Source organism: Arthrobacter sp. EM1, from assembly GCF_029964055.1.
In the GTDB taxonomy this organism is placed as follows: domain Bacteria; phylum Actinomycetota; class Actinomycetes; order Actinomycetales; family Micrococcaceae; genus Arthrobacter.
On record NZ_CP124836.1, the window covers coordinates 1,595,195 to 1,610,353 of the forward strand.

The 15,159-nt window shown below is 65.0% G+C and carries 16 protein-coding genes and 1 pseudogene; 6 read left to right on the forward strand and 11 right to left on the reverse strand.

The window, feature by feature from the left end:
* Positions 1 to 144: 144 nt before the first annotated feature.
* A complete protein-coding gene (locus QI450_RS07305; protein WP_226776496.1) occupies positions 145 to 828 on the forward strand; it encodes a GntR family transcriptional regulator in 684 nt (227 codons plus the stop codon).
* A gap of 111 nt (positions 829 to 939) precedes the next feature.
* Here the strand turns inward: QI450_RS07305 and QI450_RS07310 are convergent.
* Positions 940 to 1,325, reverse strand: a pseudogene (locus tag QI450_RS07310) (ATP-binding cassette domain-containing protein); the annotation flags it as partial.
* A 122-nt stretch (positions 1,326 to 1,447) separates the two neighbouring features.
* Positions 1,448 to 1,804 (reverse strand): DUF6221 family protein, encoded by a 357-nt coding sequence (locus QI450_RS07315; RefSeq protein ID WP_226776495.1) that lies wholly within the window; start codon positions 1,802 to 1,804, stop codon positions 1,448 to 1,450.
* Positions 1,805 to 2,040: 236 nt separating this feature from the next.
* Here QI450_RS07315 and QI450_RS07320 point away from each other — a divergent pair, with 236 nt between their 5' ends.
* From QI450_RS07320 to QI450_RS07335, 4 genes are all read left to right on the forward strand, one after another.
* Positions 2,041 to 4,782, forward strand: coding sequence for a LuxR C-terminal-related transcriptional regulator (locus tag QI450_RS07320; RefSeq protein WP_282468147.1), 2,742 nt, complete (start codon positions 2,041 to 2,043; stop codon positions 4,780 to 4,782).
* Between the two features lie 128 nt (positions 4,783 to 4,910).
* Positions 4,911 to 5,600, forward strand: a complete 690-nt coding sequence (locus tag QI450_RS07325; protein WP_226776493.1) for a hypothetical protein — start codon at positions 4,911 to 4,913, stop codon at positions 5,598 to 5,600.
* Positions 5,597 to 6,277 carry a DUF2306 domain-containing protein gene (locus QI450_RS07330; protein ID WP_226776492.1) on the forward strand — a complete coding sequence of 227 codons (681 nt, stop codon included), beginning with the start codon at positions 5,597 to 5,599 and terminating at the stop codon, positions 6,275 to 6,277. Before QI450_RS07325 ends, QI450_RS07330 begins: the two co-directional genes overlap by 4 nt.
* On the forward strand, positions 6,277 to 6,549 hold the full coding sequence (locus tag QI450_RS07335) for a hypothetical protein (protein ID WP_226776491.1): 273 nt from the start codon (positions 6,277 to 6,279) through the stop codon (positions 6,547 to 6,549). The genes QI450_RS07330 and QI450_RS07335 overlap by 1 nt, the downstream gene beginning before the upstream one ends.
* Positions 6,550 to 6,646: 97 nt before the next feature.
* On the opposite strand, the gene QI450_RS07340 is transcribed toward QI450_RS07335, so the two are convergent.
* Entirely contained in the window at positions 6,647 to 7,060 is a 414-nt protein-coding gene (locus tag QI450_RS07340; protein WP_226776490.1) for a VOC family protein, read from the reverse strand.
* Entirely contained in the window at positions 7,057 to 7,341 is a 285-nt protein-coding gene (locus QI450_RS07345) for a metalloregulator ArsR/SmtB family transcription factor (protein ID WP_226776489.1), read from the reverse strand. The genes QI450_RS07340 and QI450_RS07345 overlap by 4 nt, the downstream gene beginning before the upstream one ends.
* 362 nt (positions 7,342 to 7,703) lie before the next feature.
* Here QI450_RS07345 and QI450_RS07350 point away from each other — a divergent pair, with 362 nt between their 5' ends.
* The gene (locus QI450_RS07350) at positions 7,704 to 8,111 is read left to right on the forward strand and encodes a hypothetical protein (RefSeq protein ID WP_226776488.1); all 408 of its coding nucleotides are present in this window, start codon (positions 7,704 to 7,706) and stop codon (positions 8,109 to 8,111) included.
* 67 nt (positions 8,112 to 8,178) lie between these two features.
* On the opposite strand, the gene QI450_RS07355 is transcribed toward QI450_RS07350, so the two are convergent.
* From QI450_RS07355 to QI450_RS07385, 7 genes are all read right to left on the reverse strand, one after another.
* The gene (locus tag QI450_RS07355) at positions 8,179 to 8,793 is read right to left on the reverse strand and encodes a hypothetical protein (RefSeq protein ID WP_226776487.1); all 615 of its coding nucleotides are present in this window, start codon (positions 8,791 to 8,793) and stop codon (positions 8,179 to 8,181) included.
* Between the two features lie 81 nt (positions 8,794 to 8,874).
* Positions 8,875 to 9,549: a class F sortase gene (locus QI450_RS07360; protein ID WP_226776486.1), complete on the reverse strand. Its 675-nt coding sequence runs from the start codon at positions 9,547 to 9,549 to the stop codon at positions 8,875 to 8,877.
* A 23-nt stretch (positions 9,550 to 9,572) separates the two neighbouring features.
* The gene (locus QI450_RS07365) at positions 9,573 to 10,325 is read right to left on the reverse strand and encodes a CHRD domain-containing protein (RefSeq protein ID WP_282468148.1); all 753 of its coding nucleotides are present in this window, start codon (positions 10,323 to 10,325) and stop codon (positions 9,573 to 9,575) included.
* Positions 10,326 to 10,446: 121 nt separating this feature from the next.
* Entirely contained in the window at positions 10,447 to 10,932 is a 486-nt protein-coding gene (locus QI450_RS07370) for a hypothetical protein (protein WP_226776484.1), read from the reverse strand.
* A complete protein-coding gene (locus tag QI450_RS07375) occupies positions 10,929 to 11,369 on the reverse strand; it encodes a cupredoxin domain-containing protein (RefSeq protein ID WP_226776483.1) in 441 nt (146 codons plus the stop codon). The genes QI450_RS07370 and QI450_RS07375 overlap by 4 nt, the downstream gene beginning before the upstream one ends.
* Positions 11,370 to 11,797: 428 nt before the next feature.
* Complete coding sequence (locus tag QI450_RS07380) at positions 11,798 to 12,472, reverse strand: response regulator (protein ID WP_226776482.1); 675 nt, start codon at positions 12,470 to 12,472, stop codon at positions 11,798 to 11,800.
* The gene (locus tag QI450_RS07385; RefSeq protein ID WP_226776481.1) at positions 12,469 to 15,129 is read right to left on the reverse strand and encodes a DUF4118 domain-containing protein; all 2,661 of its coding nucleotides are present in this window, start codon (positions 15,127 to 15,129) and stop codon (positions 12,469 to 12,471) included. Before QI450_RS07385 ends, QI450_RS07380 begins: the two co-directional genes overlap by 4 nt.
* Positions 15,130 to 15,159 lie beyond the last annotated feature (30 nt).

Sequence of the window (15,159 nt, forward strand, 5' to 3'; positions counted from 1 at the left end):
CCGGGGCAAGCCAATCCAGGACAGGCAGGATGGAAGCCGGTGGGTGTGCCCGGAGCCGGCAGTCGGGCACGTGTATGCTCAGGTGGAACGCTGAGCGGCACGGTCCGCAGGGCCAGAGGGTGAGTGATGAACGGCGGGGTGAATGTGGTTGAACCGAAAGGGGATGCGCTGAACGGGCGGGACGACGAGGTCCGGGCCGAACACGTGTATCAGCTTGTCCTTGAGGGGATTGTGACAGGCAAATACGAGCAGGGTACGCGGCTGCGCGAACGTGAACTCTCAGAACTTCACAGCGTGTCAAGGATCCCCGTCCGGGAGGCCATCCAGCGCCTGGAACAGGACGGCTTCGTCGAAACATCACCTCGCAGGGGTGCGGCGGTGCGGCGGCTGACGCTCACCGACGTCAACGAACTCTTCGACGTCCGCCTCTGCCTCGAAACTTTTGCCGCGCGTGCTGCAGCGGTCCGGGTTGCCGACGGTCAAGACGGTGCAAGATTGCAGGAACTCGTGGACGAAACACGACGCGCTATCGACGACGGTCCTGAGGCGAATGTTGCAGGTCTCAGCGCGGAATTCCATGCCGAAATTGTGCGGCTCTCCGGCAACCGACTACTTGTCGATTCTGTGAAGCCCCTTTTTGGCCGGATGCGCTGGATCTTTGGCCTCGCCCACAACCGCAGCAATGAGCTTCAGCGTGACGAGCACGTGGAGCTCTGCAATGCCATCCTGCAGGGCCGCCCGGACTTGGCTTATTCCCTTGCGTACTCCCATATCGAGTTAGGCCGCGAACCAGTACTTGCCGGGCTCGCCCATACGCTCGCGCCGTAGCTGCCGGTGTAATCGACCCGGCAGCACCTTCGTGCCGGACCGGGAGGATCTGCCGAGCGCGTTGTCCGCGGCCGCTGATCGGCAGCAGACCACGCAGTTCGTGCGGCCTGATCACTTGTTGCGCGGACACCCCGACGCTCCTGGGGCATCGGGAACGGCAAATGCGGAGCGCACAAGGCACGGTGGCTCCCTCAGGTTGAGCAGTAGGCCTGAGTTCTTCAGGAGATCTGCGTCGCGCATAGCGGCTTGTGGCACCGAACAGAGGAGGGCATCAGTGTACGGATGGGCGGGGGAGCCGAGCACAGCATCAGCGTCGCCCGCTTCCACAATTCGCCCGGCATACATAACAGCCAGGCGGTCGGCAGCTCGAGGATCTGGGCTTGCACGGTAACGTCCAGTGCTGTCGTCGGTTCGTCCGCGATCAACAAGGGCGGCTCGAGGGCAATGGCCATCGCGATGAGGATCCGCTGATGGATACCCCCGGAAAACTGATGCGGCTCGTCAGCCGGCCGGGCCCAGTAGATCCGGCCGGGATTGGCGGCACCGACGGGGGAGTGTTAAAAGCCGGGAGTCGAACCGTCATTCAACGCAGGCGGCCGGGGGTTGTCCTACAAGGTATCTATCCCCGGGACGGGTCGCCGGGTCCAATGGTGGGCGGTTCCGGGTCCCAATCCGGATTGTAGTCCGGGTGGTCCCGGTGGGCACCTGCGAGCAGAACGAGCATGGTTCGCCTGGCGATGGCGATGGTGTCGGTTGCTTCATCCGGGTCGGTGATCCCTTCCGCCGCGGCTGATTCCTTCCAGCTCGCAATGAGGGCTCGCTGCTGGGCGCATTCTTCCAGCATGCGTTCCTGCACGGTGGCGCTGTCTTCGCTGCCATCAGCGGGGTTCGTGGATGAGCCGAGTGTGAAGGCCCCGGCTCGGAGCGCCGCCTCCTGCTCCGAGGTCCGGTCTTCCAGGAACTGGACAATATCCATGTCATTCATCATTTCAGTTCTCGTGCCGCGCATATCGTTTCGGGTCAGGACCATTCGGCCTTGCAGCGTTAGTGGGCCAAGGCGAACTTATGGGGCGGGATCGGTTAAAGCAAGGGCCCGTCCCCGGGAGGGTTTGAGTGCCAGAGGCGGCCGCACTGCCGAAGCGGCATCGATGTTGACCAGCGCCTCGGTAGGCTGGTGTTATCTGCCACACACTTTTGGCCAGCGGGGATCACATGGCATATCCGATAATTGCTACGAAGCTGTTCGTTCCGAAGCTGAGACGTGCCCTGGTACCTCGCCCCAGGCTCAGCGAACGCTTGCGTGGCGGAGCAGAGCCGCGGCTTACGCTGATATCCGCTCCGGCTGGCTTCGGCAAGACTACGCTGCTCGCAGAGTGGCTGGCTGAAACGCCCGGTGAAGCCCGCTGTGTTGCCTGGCTCGCGCTCGACCCTGCGGACAACGAGCCTGCGTCGTTCTGGACCTACGTAGTGAATGCCCTCCAAATGGCGGTGCCGGGCATCGGTCCGGTTGCGCTGGAGCTCATCGCGTCCAGACCAATGCCCACCGAGCTTGTTCTTGCGACGATGCTGAACGATCTGGCCGCGGCTGCCGCTGATGTTTGGCTTGTGCTCGATGACTACCACGTGGTCGACAGTGGCGATATCAGCGCGGGAATGGTTTTCCTGCTTGAGCACCTTCCACCCCGCGTGCACGTGGTGATCAGCACGCGGGCCGACCCGGATCTGCCACTGTCCCGGTGGCGGGTGCGCGGCGAGCTGATCGAGATCCGTGCCGCGGATCTGCGCTTCACCTCGGAGGAGGCCGCCGCCTATCTCAAAGAAGTGGCGGGACTGGACCTGGCCGCGGACGACGTGGCGACGCTGGAAGAACGGACCGAGGGGTGGATTGCCGCGCTTCAGCTCGCCGCGCTCTCGCTCCAACGGCACGACGACGTCGCCGGCTTCATCGCCCGCTTCGCCGGGAACGACCGCTATGTGCTCGACTACCTCGTCGAGGAGGTGCTGCGGCATCAACCTGATGCGGTTCGTCGGTTCTTGCTGGACTCGGCTGTTCTCAACAGGCTCACCGGTCCGCTCTGTGATGCGCTTACCGGGCGCGGCGACGGGAGCCAAATGCTCACGGCCTTGGAGCGGGCGAACCTGTTCCTCGTCCCGCTGGATGATCGGCGTGAGTGGTACCGCTACCACAACCTGTTCGCCGACGTGCTGCGGGCCCGCCTCCTCAGCGAGCACCCCGAACGGATTCCGTTACTGCACCAGCGCGCCAGCCGGTGGTATGAATCCCATGACCAGAGTGAGGACGCCGTCAGGCATGCCTTGGCCACCTTCGACTTCGACCGTGCCGTGCACCTGATGGAGTTGGCGGTGCCGGTACTGCGGCGCAACCGCCAGGATGCCGTATTGCATAGTTGGCTGAGCGTCCTTCCCGAGGATGCCATTCGCCGCAGTCCGGTCCTGAGTGTCTTCTTTGCCGGGATGCTGATGGCCTCCGGGGACCTTGACGGGGTGGAGTCCTGGCTCGATGACGCGGGTAGCGCACTCGCTGCGGAAGTGAAACTCGGCGTGCCGGAATCAGCGTCACGCGGTGGAACGACGCCGTCCTGGGCCGGCATAGAGGAGGTCCAGACACTGCCGTCGACAATTGCTGTTTATCGGGCTTCCCTCGCACAGGCACGGGGTGATATGGCGGCCACCTCGTCTTATGCCCGGCAGGCACTTGAGCTTGCCGGCCCGGATGACCATCTCGCGCGCGGCGGGGCCGCCGGGTTCCTGGGGCTCGCAGCCTGGGCTGCCGGCGACGTGCGGAGAGCGGCGCGGACGTTCTCCGAGGCTGTGGCGAGCCTGCGAGCAGGCGGAAACCTGGTCGACGAGCTCAGCGGCACGGTGGTGCTCGCGGACCTGTGGCTCGCGACGGGGCGTCCCGGCGAGGCACGCCGGCTGTATCAGAAGTCGCTGAAGCGGGCCCGGGCGCGCGGTGGATCCATGGCCCGGGCGAGCAGTGACCTGCATGTCGGGCTGGGCGAAATTGATCGCCAGGCCGGAGACCTCGGCAACGCCAAGCAGCACCTTGAGCTGGCCGCGGCGTTTGTTCACCGCGGACCGATGACGGAAAGCCGTTACCGGTGGTTCGTGGCGTCGGGACTGGTGGCCCGCGATGAAGGAAACCACGATCGCGCCATCGATTTTCTTGACCAGGCGGAGGAGCTCTACCGGCCCGGGTTCTTCCCGGATGTGCGCCCGATAGCCGCCATCAAGGCGCGCGTTTGGATAGCCCAGGGCGCCTTGTCGGAGGCTGCTGGCTGGGCACGTGAACGGGGGCTTTCCGTCACGGACGAGGTCAGCTATCTCAGGGAATACAATCACCTGACGCTGGTGCGGCTGTTGATTGCCCAGGAGCGGGCCGACCCGGAAGGCGGCGCCGTCCGGGGCGTCCACCGCCTGTTGGCGGAGTTGCTGGCCCATGCCTCGTCATCCGGGCGCGCGGGAAGCGTGGTGGAGATCCGTATGCTCCAGGCTTTGGTGTACCACGTGCAGGGGCATCGACAGCAGGCGCTCGAAGCGCTTCGCTGCGCGTGGGAGGAAGCGTCTGAACCAGATGAGTACGTGCGGCTGTTCCTCGACGAAGGAGCGCCCATGGTGGAGTTGTTGCGTTCGGCAATGCACGACGGCGGCACCGTCGCCCACGCGTCACGGCTGCTCAACCTGGGCAAGGGGTCTGCGGCGCAAACCTCCCGGCCAGGGGAGCGCCCGGCGTCGGCCGTTGACTCCCTCAGCGAGCGGGAAATCCAGGTTCTCAAGCTCCTCGACAGCGCGCTGACCGGACCGGAGATCGCCCGCGAACTGTTCATCTCGCACAACACCTTGCGATCCCACACCAAACACGTCTTCACCAAACTCGGCGTAACCAGCCGCCGAGCAGCGGTTCTTTGTGCCCGCGACCACGGGCTGATCTAGCCGCTCCCACGATCATGTTTCATCCTGTCAGTCACATCATGGGGTGACGCCGGGTCACACCATCCGTCCCTACCTTTGAGTTATCCGGCAGCGCCACGCGGCCGGGACTTACGATTAGGGAGCCAGACATGTCCATAACACCCGCCCGCCTCGCCCGCTCAGCCGGCCTGGCCGCCGTCGCAGCAGGCCTGCTGTTCATCGGTGTCCAGATCAGCCACCCTCCCTTGGATGCAGAGTTCGCCACCACCAGCGAGTACACGGTCCGACAAAGCCTGAAGGTGCTGATGTCCGGCCTATCGCTGGTCGGCATCACCGGCATGTACCTGCGCCAGGTGAAGCAGGCCGGAGTGCTGGGCCTGATCGGGTACCTCGTGTTCGGCGCCGGCTACCTCTTGATGATGAGCGTCGAAGTCATCGGGGCTGTTGTCTTTCCAACGCTTGCCCGAATGGCGCCCGGATACGTCAACGACGTCTTTGCCGTAGTGACGGGCGGCCACGCCAGCGGCGACATCGGCCTGATGCAGCTCCTGAACCTGGCCTCGGCCGCCACCTTCCTCGGCGGCGGCCTGTTGTTCGGCATCGGACTCTTCCGCGCCGACATCCTCGCCCGATGGGCCGCCGTGCTGCTCGCCGCCGGATCCGTGGCAACTCTCGCTATCCCGCTGCTTCCGCAGGTCAACGAACGGCTGTTCGCTATTCCTACCGGCGTAGCCATGATCGGCCTCGGCTACTCGCTGTGGCACGGCTTGCGCGCCCCTGCTGCCCGTCGCCTCAACGACACGGTCAGTTCACCGCTCCACCAAGCTGGCGCCAAGTGAGCATTCAGGCGGCGCCCCGTCCCCACCGGCCGGCCCGCCAGGTGGGGTGGGTGCCGTTCGCGCTGGTAGCCCTCGTCCTGGTTCCGGCCGTTGCCGGTTGCCTGCGGCTGTTGGAACTGGCCGGCGGCCCGCCGCTTATCCCGGATAACGCCCGGATGACTGCCTCGCCGCTAGCTGTGACCGTGCATATAGTCTGCGCCGTGGGATACGCCGTCGTCGGCGCATTTCAATTCGCCCCCAGCTTCCGGCGCCGCCACCCGGTTTGGCACCGGACGGCGGGACGAGCCTTGTTGGGCCTCGGCCTGGCAGTGGCGGCATCTGCACTGTGGATGACGTTGTTCTACCCCCGCCAGCCGGGCACCGGGGAACTCGCTTATGTGTTTCGACTGGCTTTCGGATCCGGCATGGCTGCCAGCATCGTCCTGGGATTCGCGGCAGTCCGCCGAGGCGACATAAGCCTTCACCAGGCATGGATGACGCGGGCCTATGCCTTGGCCCTAGGAGCAGGCACCCAGGTATTCACCCAAGGCATAGGACACGCAGCGTTCGGCACCAGCGTGCTAAGTACCGACCTTATGCTGGGCGCCGGGTGGGCTATCAATCTCACGGTCGCTGAGTTCGTCATCCACCGCTGCAGCAGCCGGACCGGGCCGCCGGCGCCGGAGGCCTGGTCCTAATGGGGCAGCGACGCAGACAAAAGGATCCCGCTGGCTACCAGCTTCGGGTGGATGGGCACCTCGACGAGCGCTGGTCTGCCTGGTTCGGCGACCTTACCCTGACCCACGAAGACGATGGGACGACCAGCCTGCGCGGTTTCGTCCCTGATCAACCGGCGCTGCACGGGCTCCTGGTGAAAGTCCGAAATCTTGGCCTCATCTTGATCTCGGTGGAGGCCATCGACCCATCAGATACACAAGCGCCCACGGCGGAAGTAATCGACGGCGCATGATTTTCCCCATGATTCGGTCTTCTCGGTCGGAATCTTCGAGACGGCGTCGCCGAGTTCGCGCAGCTGGGTGAAGCCGTGGTTCGAATCCGTCGCTCGCTCAGCGGGAGTCGGCGTCGTCCTCGTCCCGCTTCATTTCGATGAGCTGGATGAGGTTGCCGCAGGTGTCATCAAAGACGGCCACCACAGCGGTGCCGATGTCAGTTGGCGGCTGCGTGAACACCACGCCCCTGCTGGTGAGTCTGGAGTGCTCGGCTTCGATGTCGGCGACGGCGAATTGAGCGAGTGGAATGCCGTCCTCGACCAGGGCATCCCGATACGGCTTTACTGCCGGGTGGCTCGACGGTTCGAGAAGCAGCTCCGGACCATCCGGCGATTCGGGGGATACAACGGTGATCCAGAAGTCATCGCCGAGGGGGATGTCGTGGCGCTTCGAGAAACCGAGTACGTCCGTGTAAAAGGCAAGGGCAGCGCGCTGGTCGTCGACGAACAGGCTCGTCAGGGCAATTTTCATTCTTCGATCCTCTTTCTGGCGGTCCATCGTCCGGTAATCTCGGCGATTGGCTCAGGGTTAAAGTAGTGGAACTTGGAACGTCCGCGCCGCTCCGTCACTACGAGGCCTGCCGACTCAAGCACGCCGAGGTGCTGTGAGATCGCCTGGCGCGTGAGGCTGAGGCCATGCCGCACCGTCAGCATGGAACAGATCTCAAACAGGGTTTGACCGTCGCGCACTGACAACTCATCAAGGACTGTGCGCCGTGTCGCATCGTCGAGTGCTCGGAAGACATCAACCATGGCTTCACTATAGGCAAGTCACCGCTTGCTTATCAAGGCTGCGACCGTTCCGCAAACGTCCGCCGGAGTAACTGCTGGTATTCCACCAGGTGGCAGCCACCTCTATCCGCCGACCGGAACGGGCCGCAGTAGTTGCCCGGACTGACGGATGCACGGCAGGCGGGCCAGGGTAGAGAATTCCGGCAGATCCTGCCACTGCCGTTTGGGACACACCGTTGCCAACGCGGCGTTGTTTAGTCGATGATGGCCGTGTGCCCCAACGCCAGCAAAAAGTCTGGAGATCCAATCAGCCGACGGGCCGCCCCTAAGCCGCGGTCAGGCACAACACTCGGCGACAAGGGGACAGACGGAGGGATATTTCGATGAACGCTGATCAAGCGGCGTCCAACGGTGAGACCCGCCTCGCCTACATCCTCGGTGTGCCTCTGGCCGAGAATGCGGTGCGGCAATGGCCTCAAATGGGCGAGGTCGTGCGCACCAAAAAGCTGATCGGCAGCGTCGAGGGCAATTTCGCCGAACTTACGCTCGAGGTTGGAAGACGCCTCTACCTGAAAGATGTTGTGGTGGTGGAGTGGACGTGCAACTACGGCGACGGTCGGCTCTACCGCAACGTGACCATCGGCGAACTTGAGGATGGGAAAGCCGTGCGAGTCACCGACTACTGGGGAGAACCCACTGACACCCCGCAATGGCGAGAGCCGATGACCGGCCGGCTCGACATGCCCGGTGACGGCATCTGGAAAGACGACGAGCACCTCAGCCACCACTGACGCCACCGTTGGCCGCCGCCGGGGGCGTAGGAGTTGCTAGCGAGCACAGCCACCACTAACGGGCGCTTTAGGGGTGTTCGGTCCAGCAGGCCAGGATGGTGGTTGCGATTTGGTATGCAAATGCCGCGGGTGTGACGCTGTTCGGCCCGACGGCTCCGGGCAGGTCTGTGGCGTCCACGGACAGGGTCATGTTGTCCTTCAGGAAAACAACTGACCCCCGGGGTGTCTCGTAGGCCGGGAACCCGAGGTTGGCAAGCCCTTGGATCGGCGCCGCATCCCCGGCTTCACTTTGCAGCGCATCAAAGTACTGGCGAGCCGCTGCAGGATCAGCTGATTCCTTCACGGAGATCACGAAGCTTCCTTCGGCAAGGTGATAGGTACAGGTGAAGAGTTTGTCGGCCCAGCTGCTCACGCTGTGCGGGGCAGCGCTGAGGGCAAGGCTCGAAGAGATATTGTCCTGCGTCTCTTTCCCGCACACCATTTGGGCCGCTTCAGGTGGGCCCTCGGCCGCGGCCGGGGCGTCGGTGCCGGTATCGTGTTGCTCCCCGGTGTGCCCCGCCGCGTGGGTCTCCGACGCCGTCGGCGCCGCGGCGCCGGGAGCGGCGGCTCCGGCGGCAGCGCAGCCGGACAGCAGCAGCGACGCCGCGGCCAGTGCTGCAAGCCAGGAATTTTGGTATTTCATGTCGCGTCCACTTCCTTGTGAATTATCGCTCGCGTCGTTTTGCAACGGAGCCGCCGTGGCAATGTTGCACAGACCGGACGGTCAGGTTTGGAGCGTGGCGTAGACGACGTAGTTGTCGTCGAACAGTCCCGTGGCTGGATCGTATCCATCGCAGGTGATCAGCCGCAGTTCGGCCGCAGTCGTATTGCCGTAGACCTCCAGGGTGGGGAACGCGTCCTTGCCATAAGCTGCGGCCCGGTCAACCGTGAACGTTGCGGTGGAGCCGTCGGTCCGTTGGATGGTGACAGGTGTTCCAGCGGTAAGGCTGCGGAGGTTGGCGAAAACTCCGGGTCCGCCGCCGACCGCGTTGACGTGGCCCAGCAGGACGGCCGGTCCGCGTTCACCGGGGGTGGGTGATCCGTTGTACCAGCCAGCCGGTGCTCCGGGGCCGTCCGGCGGCACCTGAAGAGACTTGTTATCCCGCAGGCCCAGGCCGAGGAGTTCAGTCTGGACGCCGATCGCCGGGATGGAGAGCGAGGCAGGAGTAGATTTCGGCAGCACAGTGGGAAGGGCCTGGGCGGACACCGTGGCCGGTGCCGGGCTGGTGGCCGTCGCCGAAGCCGTGGATGTGTTCGGTGTTGGCGACGCTGACCGTGCCGCACCGGAGGCGCCGGCGGATATTTCTGCGTTGCCTGCCGAGCAGCCGGCAAGGAGCAGAAGTCCAACCGCCGCGGAGGCCAGCAGGCTTCCGCGGCGGCCGAAATTCGTTGTCGTCATAATGACAGTCCGGGCAGCTGTGCTTAAGCCGCTGAACCGGAATGGCGGCGGCGAACCAGATAAACCCCGCCGGCGGCGGCTGCAAGCACAAGGCCACCACCCAGCGCGAGCGTTCCCGCGTCCGTTCCGCTGGTACCCTGTGCGACGCCGGTGTCAGCGCCACCGACCGGCATGGACATTTGACCGACAGCCAGGGTTCCACACAGGGCCGGCGATGTTGCTGCCAGCGGCAGGGTAGGCGCCAGATCGCTCTTCGCCGCCTGGCCGGCAGCGCTCAGCGTGGCCGGGTCGAGACCATGGACAACCACAACCGCGGTTCCGGCTTCCAGGGCAGCCTTAGTTTCCGCGTTCAATTCGAACGTGCGGTCAACGGTGTAGCTGGCGCCCTGACCGGCGACCTTGAGGTCCAGCCCGGCGGCCGGGCTGGTATCGCCGGTGGTGGAGAGCGTGGTGACAATGCCGCCATAGGACGGAGCTCCCTCTGTTGTGCTGACCACACCGTCGCCGTCCATATCCGCACCCGGTGCCGGGCACGCGCCCTTGGCACCGCCGTGGATGTGCTGAACATGCGGGTAAGGCGCGTCCATAAAGGTCTGGGCCAGTCCTGCAACCTTCAGCACAACGTGCGCCTGGTTACCCGTGACGTCGACGGTGACCGTGCCGGACGCGGAGCTGCCGTTGATCTGTCCCAGTGTGGACTGGTATGACCCGTCGGCCGCCATGGCCGGGGCACCGGAAAGGGCGAGCGCTCCCAGAGCAAGGGTGGGTATTGCCATGAATCGCAGTGTCTTCTTCATCGAAGCATTCTCCTCATGCAAGTGTTCGTGATGTCCCACGTTAGGGACAGCAGTAGTTCGGAGCGGATTGGGATCCAGATGTGTTTGGATGTGAGATAAATTACGCCGGCGGGCCCTGGGGGCTCGCGCCCGCTGCTGTGGGGCCGGGCCCGCGCGTTTGCGCGCCCTTGCGCAGCAGGAGATATCCACCAACGGACAGCAGCCCGGCCAGCCCCTCGACGACGGTGGCGAGGACCTTTTCCGGGTACCAGACAGGCTCATACATAGCCGGGATCGGCCCGATCTCCGGCAGCTGAACGTAGCGGTAAATGATTGCCGCGGCGAACGCCGAGAGTGACATCACTGCCGCCCCAATAAAGGCCCGCGAGCCCCCATTGAGCAGGACAAACACCGCCGCCAGCAACGACCCCGCAGCGTGGATTCGGAACAGGGTTCCCTGCCCGACGCCGCCCGGTGCGGCCTCTTGGTAACCGGCGGCAAGCTGGAAGTGGATCACCGCACTGATCGCCAACCCGGCAGCAATCAGGGTGCGCAGGCCCAGCCGCACAACAGCCGACCGGCCTACGCGCTGCCTGGCCGGCGTCATTTCACGACCAGTGTTCCGGCCATCCGGGGATGGTACGTGCAGATGACGGCGTAATCGCCAGCGTCCTTGGGGGCCGTGAAGGTTATAGTTTGCCCGGCCGCCACCTGCGCATTAAACGCCCCACCGTCCTTGGCGGTGACCGTGTGCGGGGCGGTGTCCTCGTTGATCACAGTGATTGTCGCTCCAGGCGCGACGGACGCCGGCATCTCATAGGCGAAGTCCCGGATTTTGATCACGGTTTCCCCGTCCGGTGCGGCCGGTCCGGAGGAAGCCCCGGATGATCCCGGAGTTGTTGCACCCGGCGATGCCTGCGCCGCGGATGAAGTGGAGGCAGGCGGATCCTGGCTCGGTGCCTGCCCGGCAGGGGCGGAGCATCCGGTCAGGCCCGCAAGTCCTGCGGCCGCGACAATGATCCACGCTCGGTTGCCAATTTTCATGAGGTCCCTTTCAACGGTGTGATCGTCCAAGAACGCAGGGCGGCGTTGTCAGCCCAGCCCCACATATGATATTCGTCACGCCGCACCACAGGGACTGCCCGGTAAGCAGCCCGGTTTACCCGATGCTGACAATCCGCCGCCAGCGGGCAGGCTTCCCCCAGCGAACCCTCGTTGCGTTCGCGCCCGGCGCCGCCGGCATTCGAGCCTACGCGGTGCATAACAACGCTTTCCGACGCCGGAATCATAGACTGCCGTCGCAAGTGTCGTCGGGCATCCTGCCGGGGACAACGTAAAACTCCGCGGCGTCAATTTTCCATCGGCCGTTACCCCGGCCGGACTTCGGCGCAAACCAGCTCCGGCACCAATCAGACCAGCCTGCCCAACGCGGGCCACAAGTGCAAAGGCCCGGCCGGGTTTATGGCTGCGGGTCAGGGCATGAACCTGTATCCGATGCCCGCCTCGGTCAGGAAGTGGCGGGGGTTGCCGGCTTCTTGTTCGAGCTTGCGGCGGAGCTGGGCCATATACACACGCAGGTAGTTGGCTTCCTTGGCATACGCAGGACCCCAGATTTCGGTGAGCAACTGCTGTTGCGTGATGAGCTTCTCGGGGTTCCGGACCAACAGTTCCAGGATGCCCCATTCGGTGGGGGTCAGCCGAACATCCTCCCCGTTGCGGGTGATGCGTTTTTTAGCCAGGTCCACAGTGAAAGCGGGAGTGGATACGATGGGCGTTTCGTCGGCCTGGATGCTGCGGCGTTGGACGGCCCGCAGCCGCGCCAGCAGCTCGTCCAGTCCAAAGGGTTTGGTGACGTAATCGTCGGCTCCGGCATCCAGGGCCCGGACCTTGTCCTCGGAGCCGTGCCGTGCGGACAGGACCAGGATCGGGACGCGGCTCCATTGCCGGAGACGGTTGATGACGGTCGTTCCGTCCATGTCCGGCAGGCCCAGGTCCAGCACGATGACGGCGAAGCTGTGTTGGGCGGCGGCCCTAAGTGCGGAATCGCCGTCGGGGGCCGTCACAACGTTGTATCCGTGCGCATGCAGGGTGATCTTGAGGGCTTTGAGAATGTGGGGATCGTCGTCGACCACAAGCACGTCGTTCACTGCGTGGCCTCCGTCGCGGACGCGGGTTGGGTGTTCAGCGGCCGCGGGAGGGCTGGCTGCGCCTGACGCCGTGTTTGGCCACCAGTTTGGGCCCCAGTCTGGTGGAATGCCGCCCCGGGAGAGAGGGGCAGCCGGATCACCATCGTCAGTCCGCCAGCTGGTGTCCCTTCCGCGGTCAGGGTTCCGCCCATCGCCTCGGTGAAGCCTTTGGCAACAGCCAGTCCCAGACCCACGCCAGTTGCCTGCGGGACGTCATCGAGGCGTTGGAACGGCTGGAACATCCGTACGACGCTTTCCGCCGGCACGCCCTGGCCGTGGTCGATGATGCGCAGTTCCCCCGCAGGCTGGCCACCCAGCGTTGCGTGGCTGAGCCCGCCTGCTGCTCCTACAATCACAACGTCGGAGTCCGGTGCGTACTTGACGGCGTTCTCCACGATATTTGCGATGACGCGTTCCAGCATTCCGGCGTCAGCCTCGACTTCGGGCATATTGCCGGGCAGCTCGATCCGCACCCGGCCGGCCGGGATTCCCTGCAGAGCGGCAGGCATCACGTCGTACCAGCGCGCTGGCCTGATGAGCGGATTGACGGAATCGGAGGTGATCCGGGACATGTCCAGCAGGTTGCCCACCAGCGCATCCAGCCGGTCAGAGCATTCGTCTATGGTCGCGAGCAGCTCTTGTTCCTCCTCGTCGGTGTAGTGGACGTCCGGCTGCCTGAGGCCGCCGACGGCCAGTTTGATGCCCGCCAGCGGTGTCCGAAGGTCGTGGGAGACCGCACGGAGAATGGCGGTCCGCATCGTGTTGCCCTCGGCAAGCCGCACGACGTCCCGGCGGCTGGCCGCCAGCTGCTGGCGCTCCAGCTGCGCGGCCAGGTGCACGCCGAACGCACCGAGCAACCGTCTGTCACTGGCGGGCAGTGTCCGTCCGGAGAGGACGAGGCGGGTTGTGGAGTCGATCTCTTCGATGTTTTCCGCACCGTCAAGGCCGGCGGAAGGGACTGTGCCGGCCTGTGCCACGAGCCGCCAGCCGGCCTTCCCTGCCCCTCCAGTGCCGGGGTTTCCGGCGGAACTGTAGAGGACCGCGCCACTGACCTGGAACACGTCCAGGGCCTGATCGAGGAGTCCCTTTAGGGTGTCCTCGGCACGGCCGGCGCTGCGGGTGAGGTCCCCCAGCGTGGCTGCCTCCGCCCGTGCGCGCGAGGCTTCCTTGGACCGGCGGGCGGAGAGGTCGACGACGACGGCAACGGCCGCGGAGACGCCCACAAAGACCAACAGGGCGAGAAGATTCTGCGGGTCGCTGATGGTCAGGTTGCCCAGTGGGGGTGTGGAGAAATAGTTGACCAGGAGGCTGCTCCAGAGGGCGGCCAGGACGGCGGGCCAGAGTCCGCCGACCAGCGCGACGGCGACGGACCCGGCGAGCTGGATGAGTGCTGCGGTGGCAACATTCCGGTCCGGGTTCAGCGAGAGCAGCATCTGCAGCAGTACAGGAAGTACGACGGACAGGACAAAACCCGCGGCGACACGGATCCGCCCGAGGTCCCGTTGCCGCCGCGGACCGGCGCCGCGGCCGCCGAGGGGGTGGGAGACCATGTGGACGTCGATGTCACCGGAGTCGCGCACGACCCTGGTCCCGGTGCCGCCGCCGAGCAGGCTTCCCAGGAGGCCCGCGAGCCGCTTGTGGCGTGAGATGCCGACGACAATCTGGGTGGCGTTGACGCTGCGGGCGAAGTCCAGCAGCGCGTCAGCCGGATCCTCGCCGGTCACGACGTGGTAGCTGCCGCCCAGGTCCAGGATCAAACGACGCTGGGCTTCGAGAGCTTGGGGTGATTCGCCCGCCACGCCGTCAGCCGCCCGGACGTGCACGGCCAGCAGGTCCCCGCCATTGACGCGGTTCAGGATCCGGGCCCCGCGGCGGATCAGGATCTCCCCTTCGGGGCCGCCGGTCAGGCCCACAACAATCCGCTCCCGGGCGGGCCAGGTAGCCTCGATGCCCTGTTCAGCGCGGTACCTGGCCAGGCCTTCATCCACCCGGTCAGCCAGCCAGAGAAGTGCCAGTTCCCGCAGGGCGGTGAGGTTGCCCAGCCGGAAGTAGTTCGTCAGGGCCGCGTCAATCTTGTCGCCGCTGTAGATTTTGCCATCGCCCAGCCGCTGGCGCAGCAGCTCAGGGGAAATGTCAACCAAGTGGATCTGGTCTGCCCGGCGGACGATGTCGTCCGGCACGGTCTCGGCCTGGCGGACGTTGGTGATGGCGCTGACGACGTCGCCCAGGGATGCCAGATGCTGGATGTTGACCGTGGACAAAACGTTGATGCCGGCATCGAGGAGTTCGTCGATGTCCTCCCACCTTTTGGCATGGCGGCTGCCGGGAATGTTGGAGTGGGCATATTCGTCCACTACCGAGGTGCCGGGAGCCCGTGCAAGAACGGCGTCCAGGTCCATTTCCACAAACTCCGTCCCGCGGTATGCCAGGTGCTTGGACGGCACAACTTCCAGCCCCTCTAGCAGGGCACTGGTGTCGCTGCGCCCATGGTCCAGGGCCCAGGCGACCACAACGTCCTCGCCGCGCCGGCTTAAGCGGTGCGCTTCCTCAAGCATCGCGTAGGTTTTACCGACCCCGGGCGCGGCTCCCAGGAAGATCCGCAGCGTGCCACGGGCCATGGACTTATCCTTTCGCTCGGACTCTCAGGT

Excerpts from the sequence above, each read along its gene's own strand:
- QI450_RS07315 (WP_226776495.1), bottom strand. The coding sequence starts at position 1,804 with ATGGATATTGTCCAGTTCCTGGAAGACCGGACCTCGGAGCAGGAGGCG.
- QI450_RS07320 (WP_282468147.1), top strand. The coding sequence starts at position 2,041 with ATGGCATATCCGATAATTGCTACGAAGCTGTTCGTTCCGAAGCTGAGA.
- QI450_RS07325 (WP_226776493.1), top strand. The coding sequence starts at position 4,911 with ATGTCCATAACACCCGCCCGCCTCGCCCGCTCAGCCGGCCTGGCCGCC.
- QI450_RS07335 (WP_226776491.1), top strand. The coding sequence starts at position 6,277 with ATGGGGCAGCGACGCAGACAAAAGGATCCCGCTGGCTACCAGCTTCGG.
- QI450_RS07340 (WP_226776490.1), bottom strand. The coding sequence starts at position 7,060 with ATGAAAATTGCCCTGACGAGCCTGTTCGTCGACGACCAGCGCGCTGCC.
- QI450_RS07345 (WP_226776489.1), bottom strand. The coding sequence starts at position 7,341 with ATGGTTGATGTCTTCCGAGCACTCGACGATGCGACACGGCGCACAGTC.
- QI450_RS07350 (WP_226776488.1), top strand. The coding sequence starts at position 7,704 with ATGAACGCTGATCAAGCGGCGTCCAACGGTGAGACCCGCCTCGCCTAC.
- QI450_RS07355 (WP_226776487.1), bottom strand. The coding sequence starts at position 8,793 with ATGAAATACCAAAATTCCTGGCTTGCAGCACTGGCCGCGGCGTCGCTG.
- QI450_RS07360 (WP_226776486.1), bottom strand. The coding sequence starts at position 9,549 with ATGACGACAACGAATTTCGGCCGCCGCGGAAGCCTGCTGGCCTCCGCG.
- QI450_RS07365 (WP_282468148.1), bottom strand. The coding sequence starts at position 10,325 with ATGGCAATACCCACCCTTGCTCTGGGAGCGCTCGCCCTTTCCGGTGCC.
- QI450_RS07370 (WP_226776484.1), bottom strand. The coding sequence starts at position 10,932 with ATGACGCCGGCCAGGCAGCGCGTAGGCCGGTCGGCTGTTGTGCGGCTG.
- QI450_RS07375 (WP_226776483.1), bottom strand. The coding sequence starts at position 11,369 with ATGAAAATTGGCAACCGAGCGTGGATCATTGTCGCGGCCGCAGGACTT.
- QI450_RS07385 (WP_226776481.1), bottom strand. The coding sequence starts at position 15,129 with ATGGCCCGTGGCACGCTGCGGATCTTCCTGGGAGCCGCGCCCGGGGTC.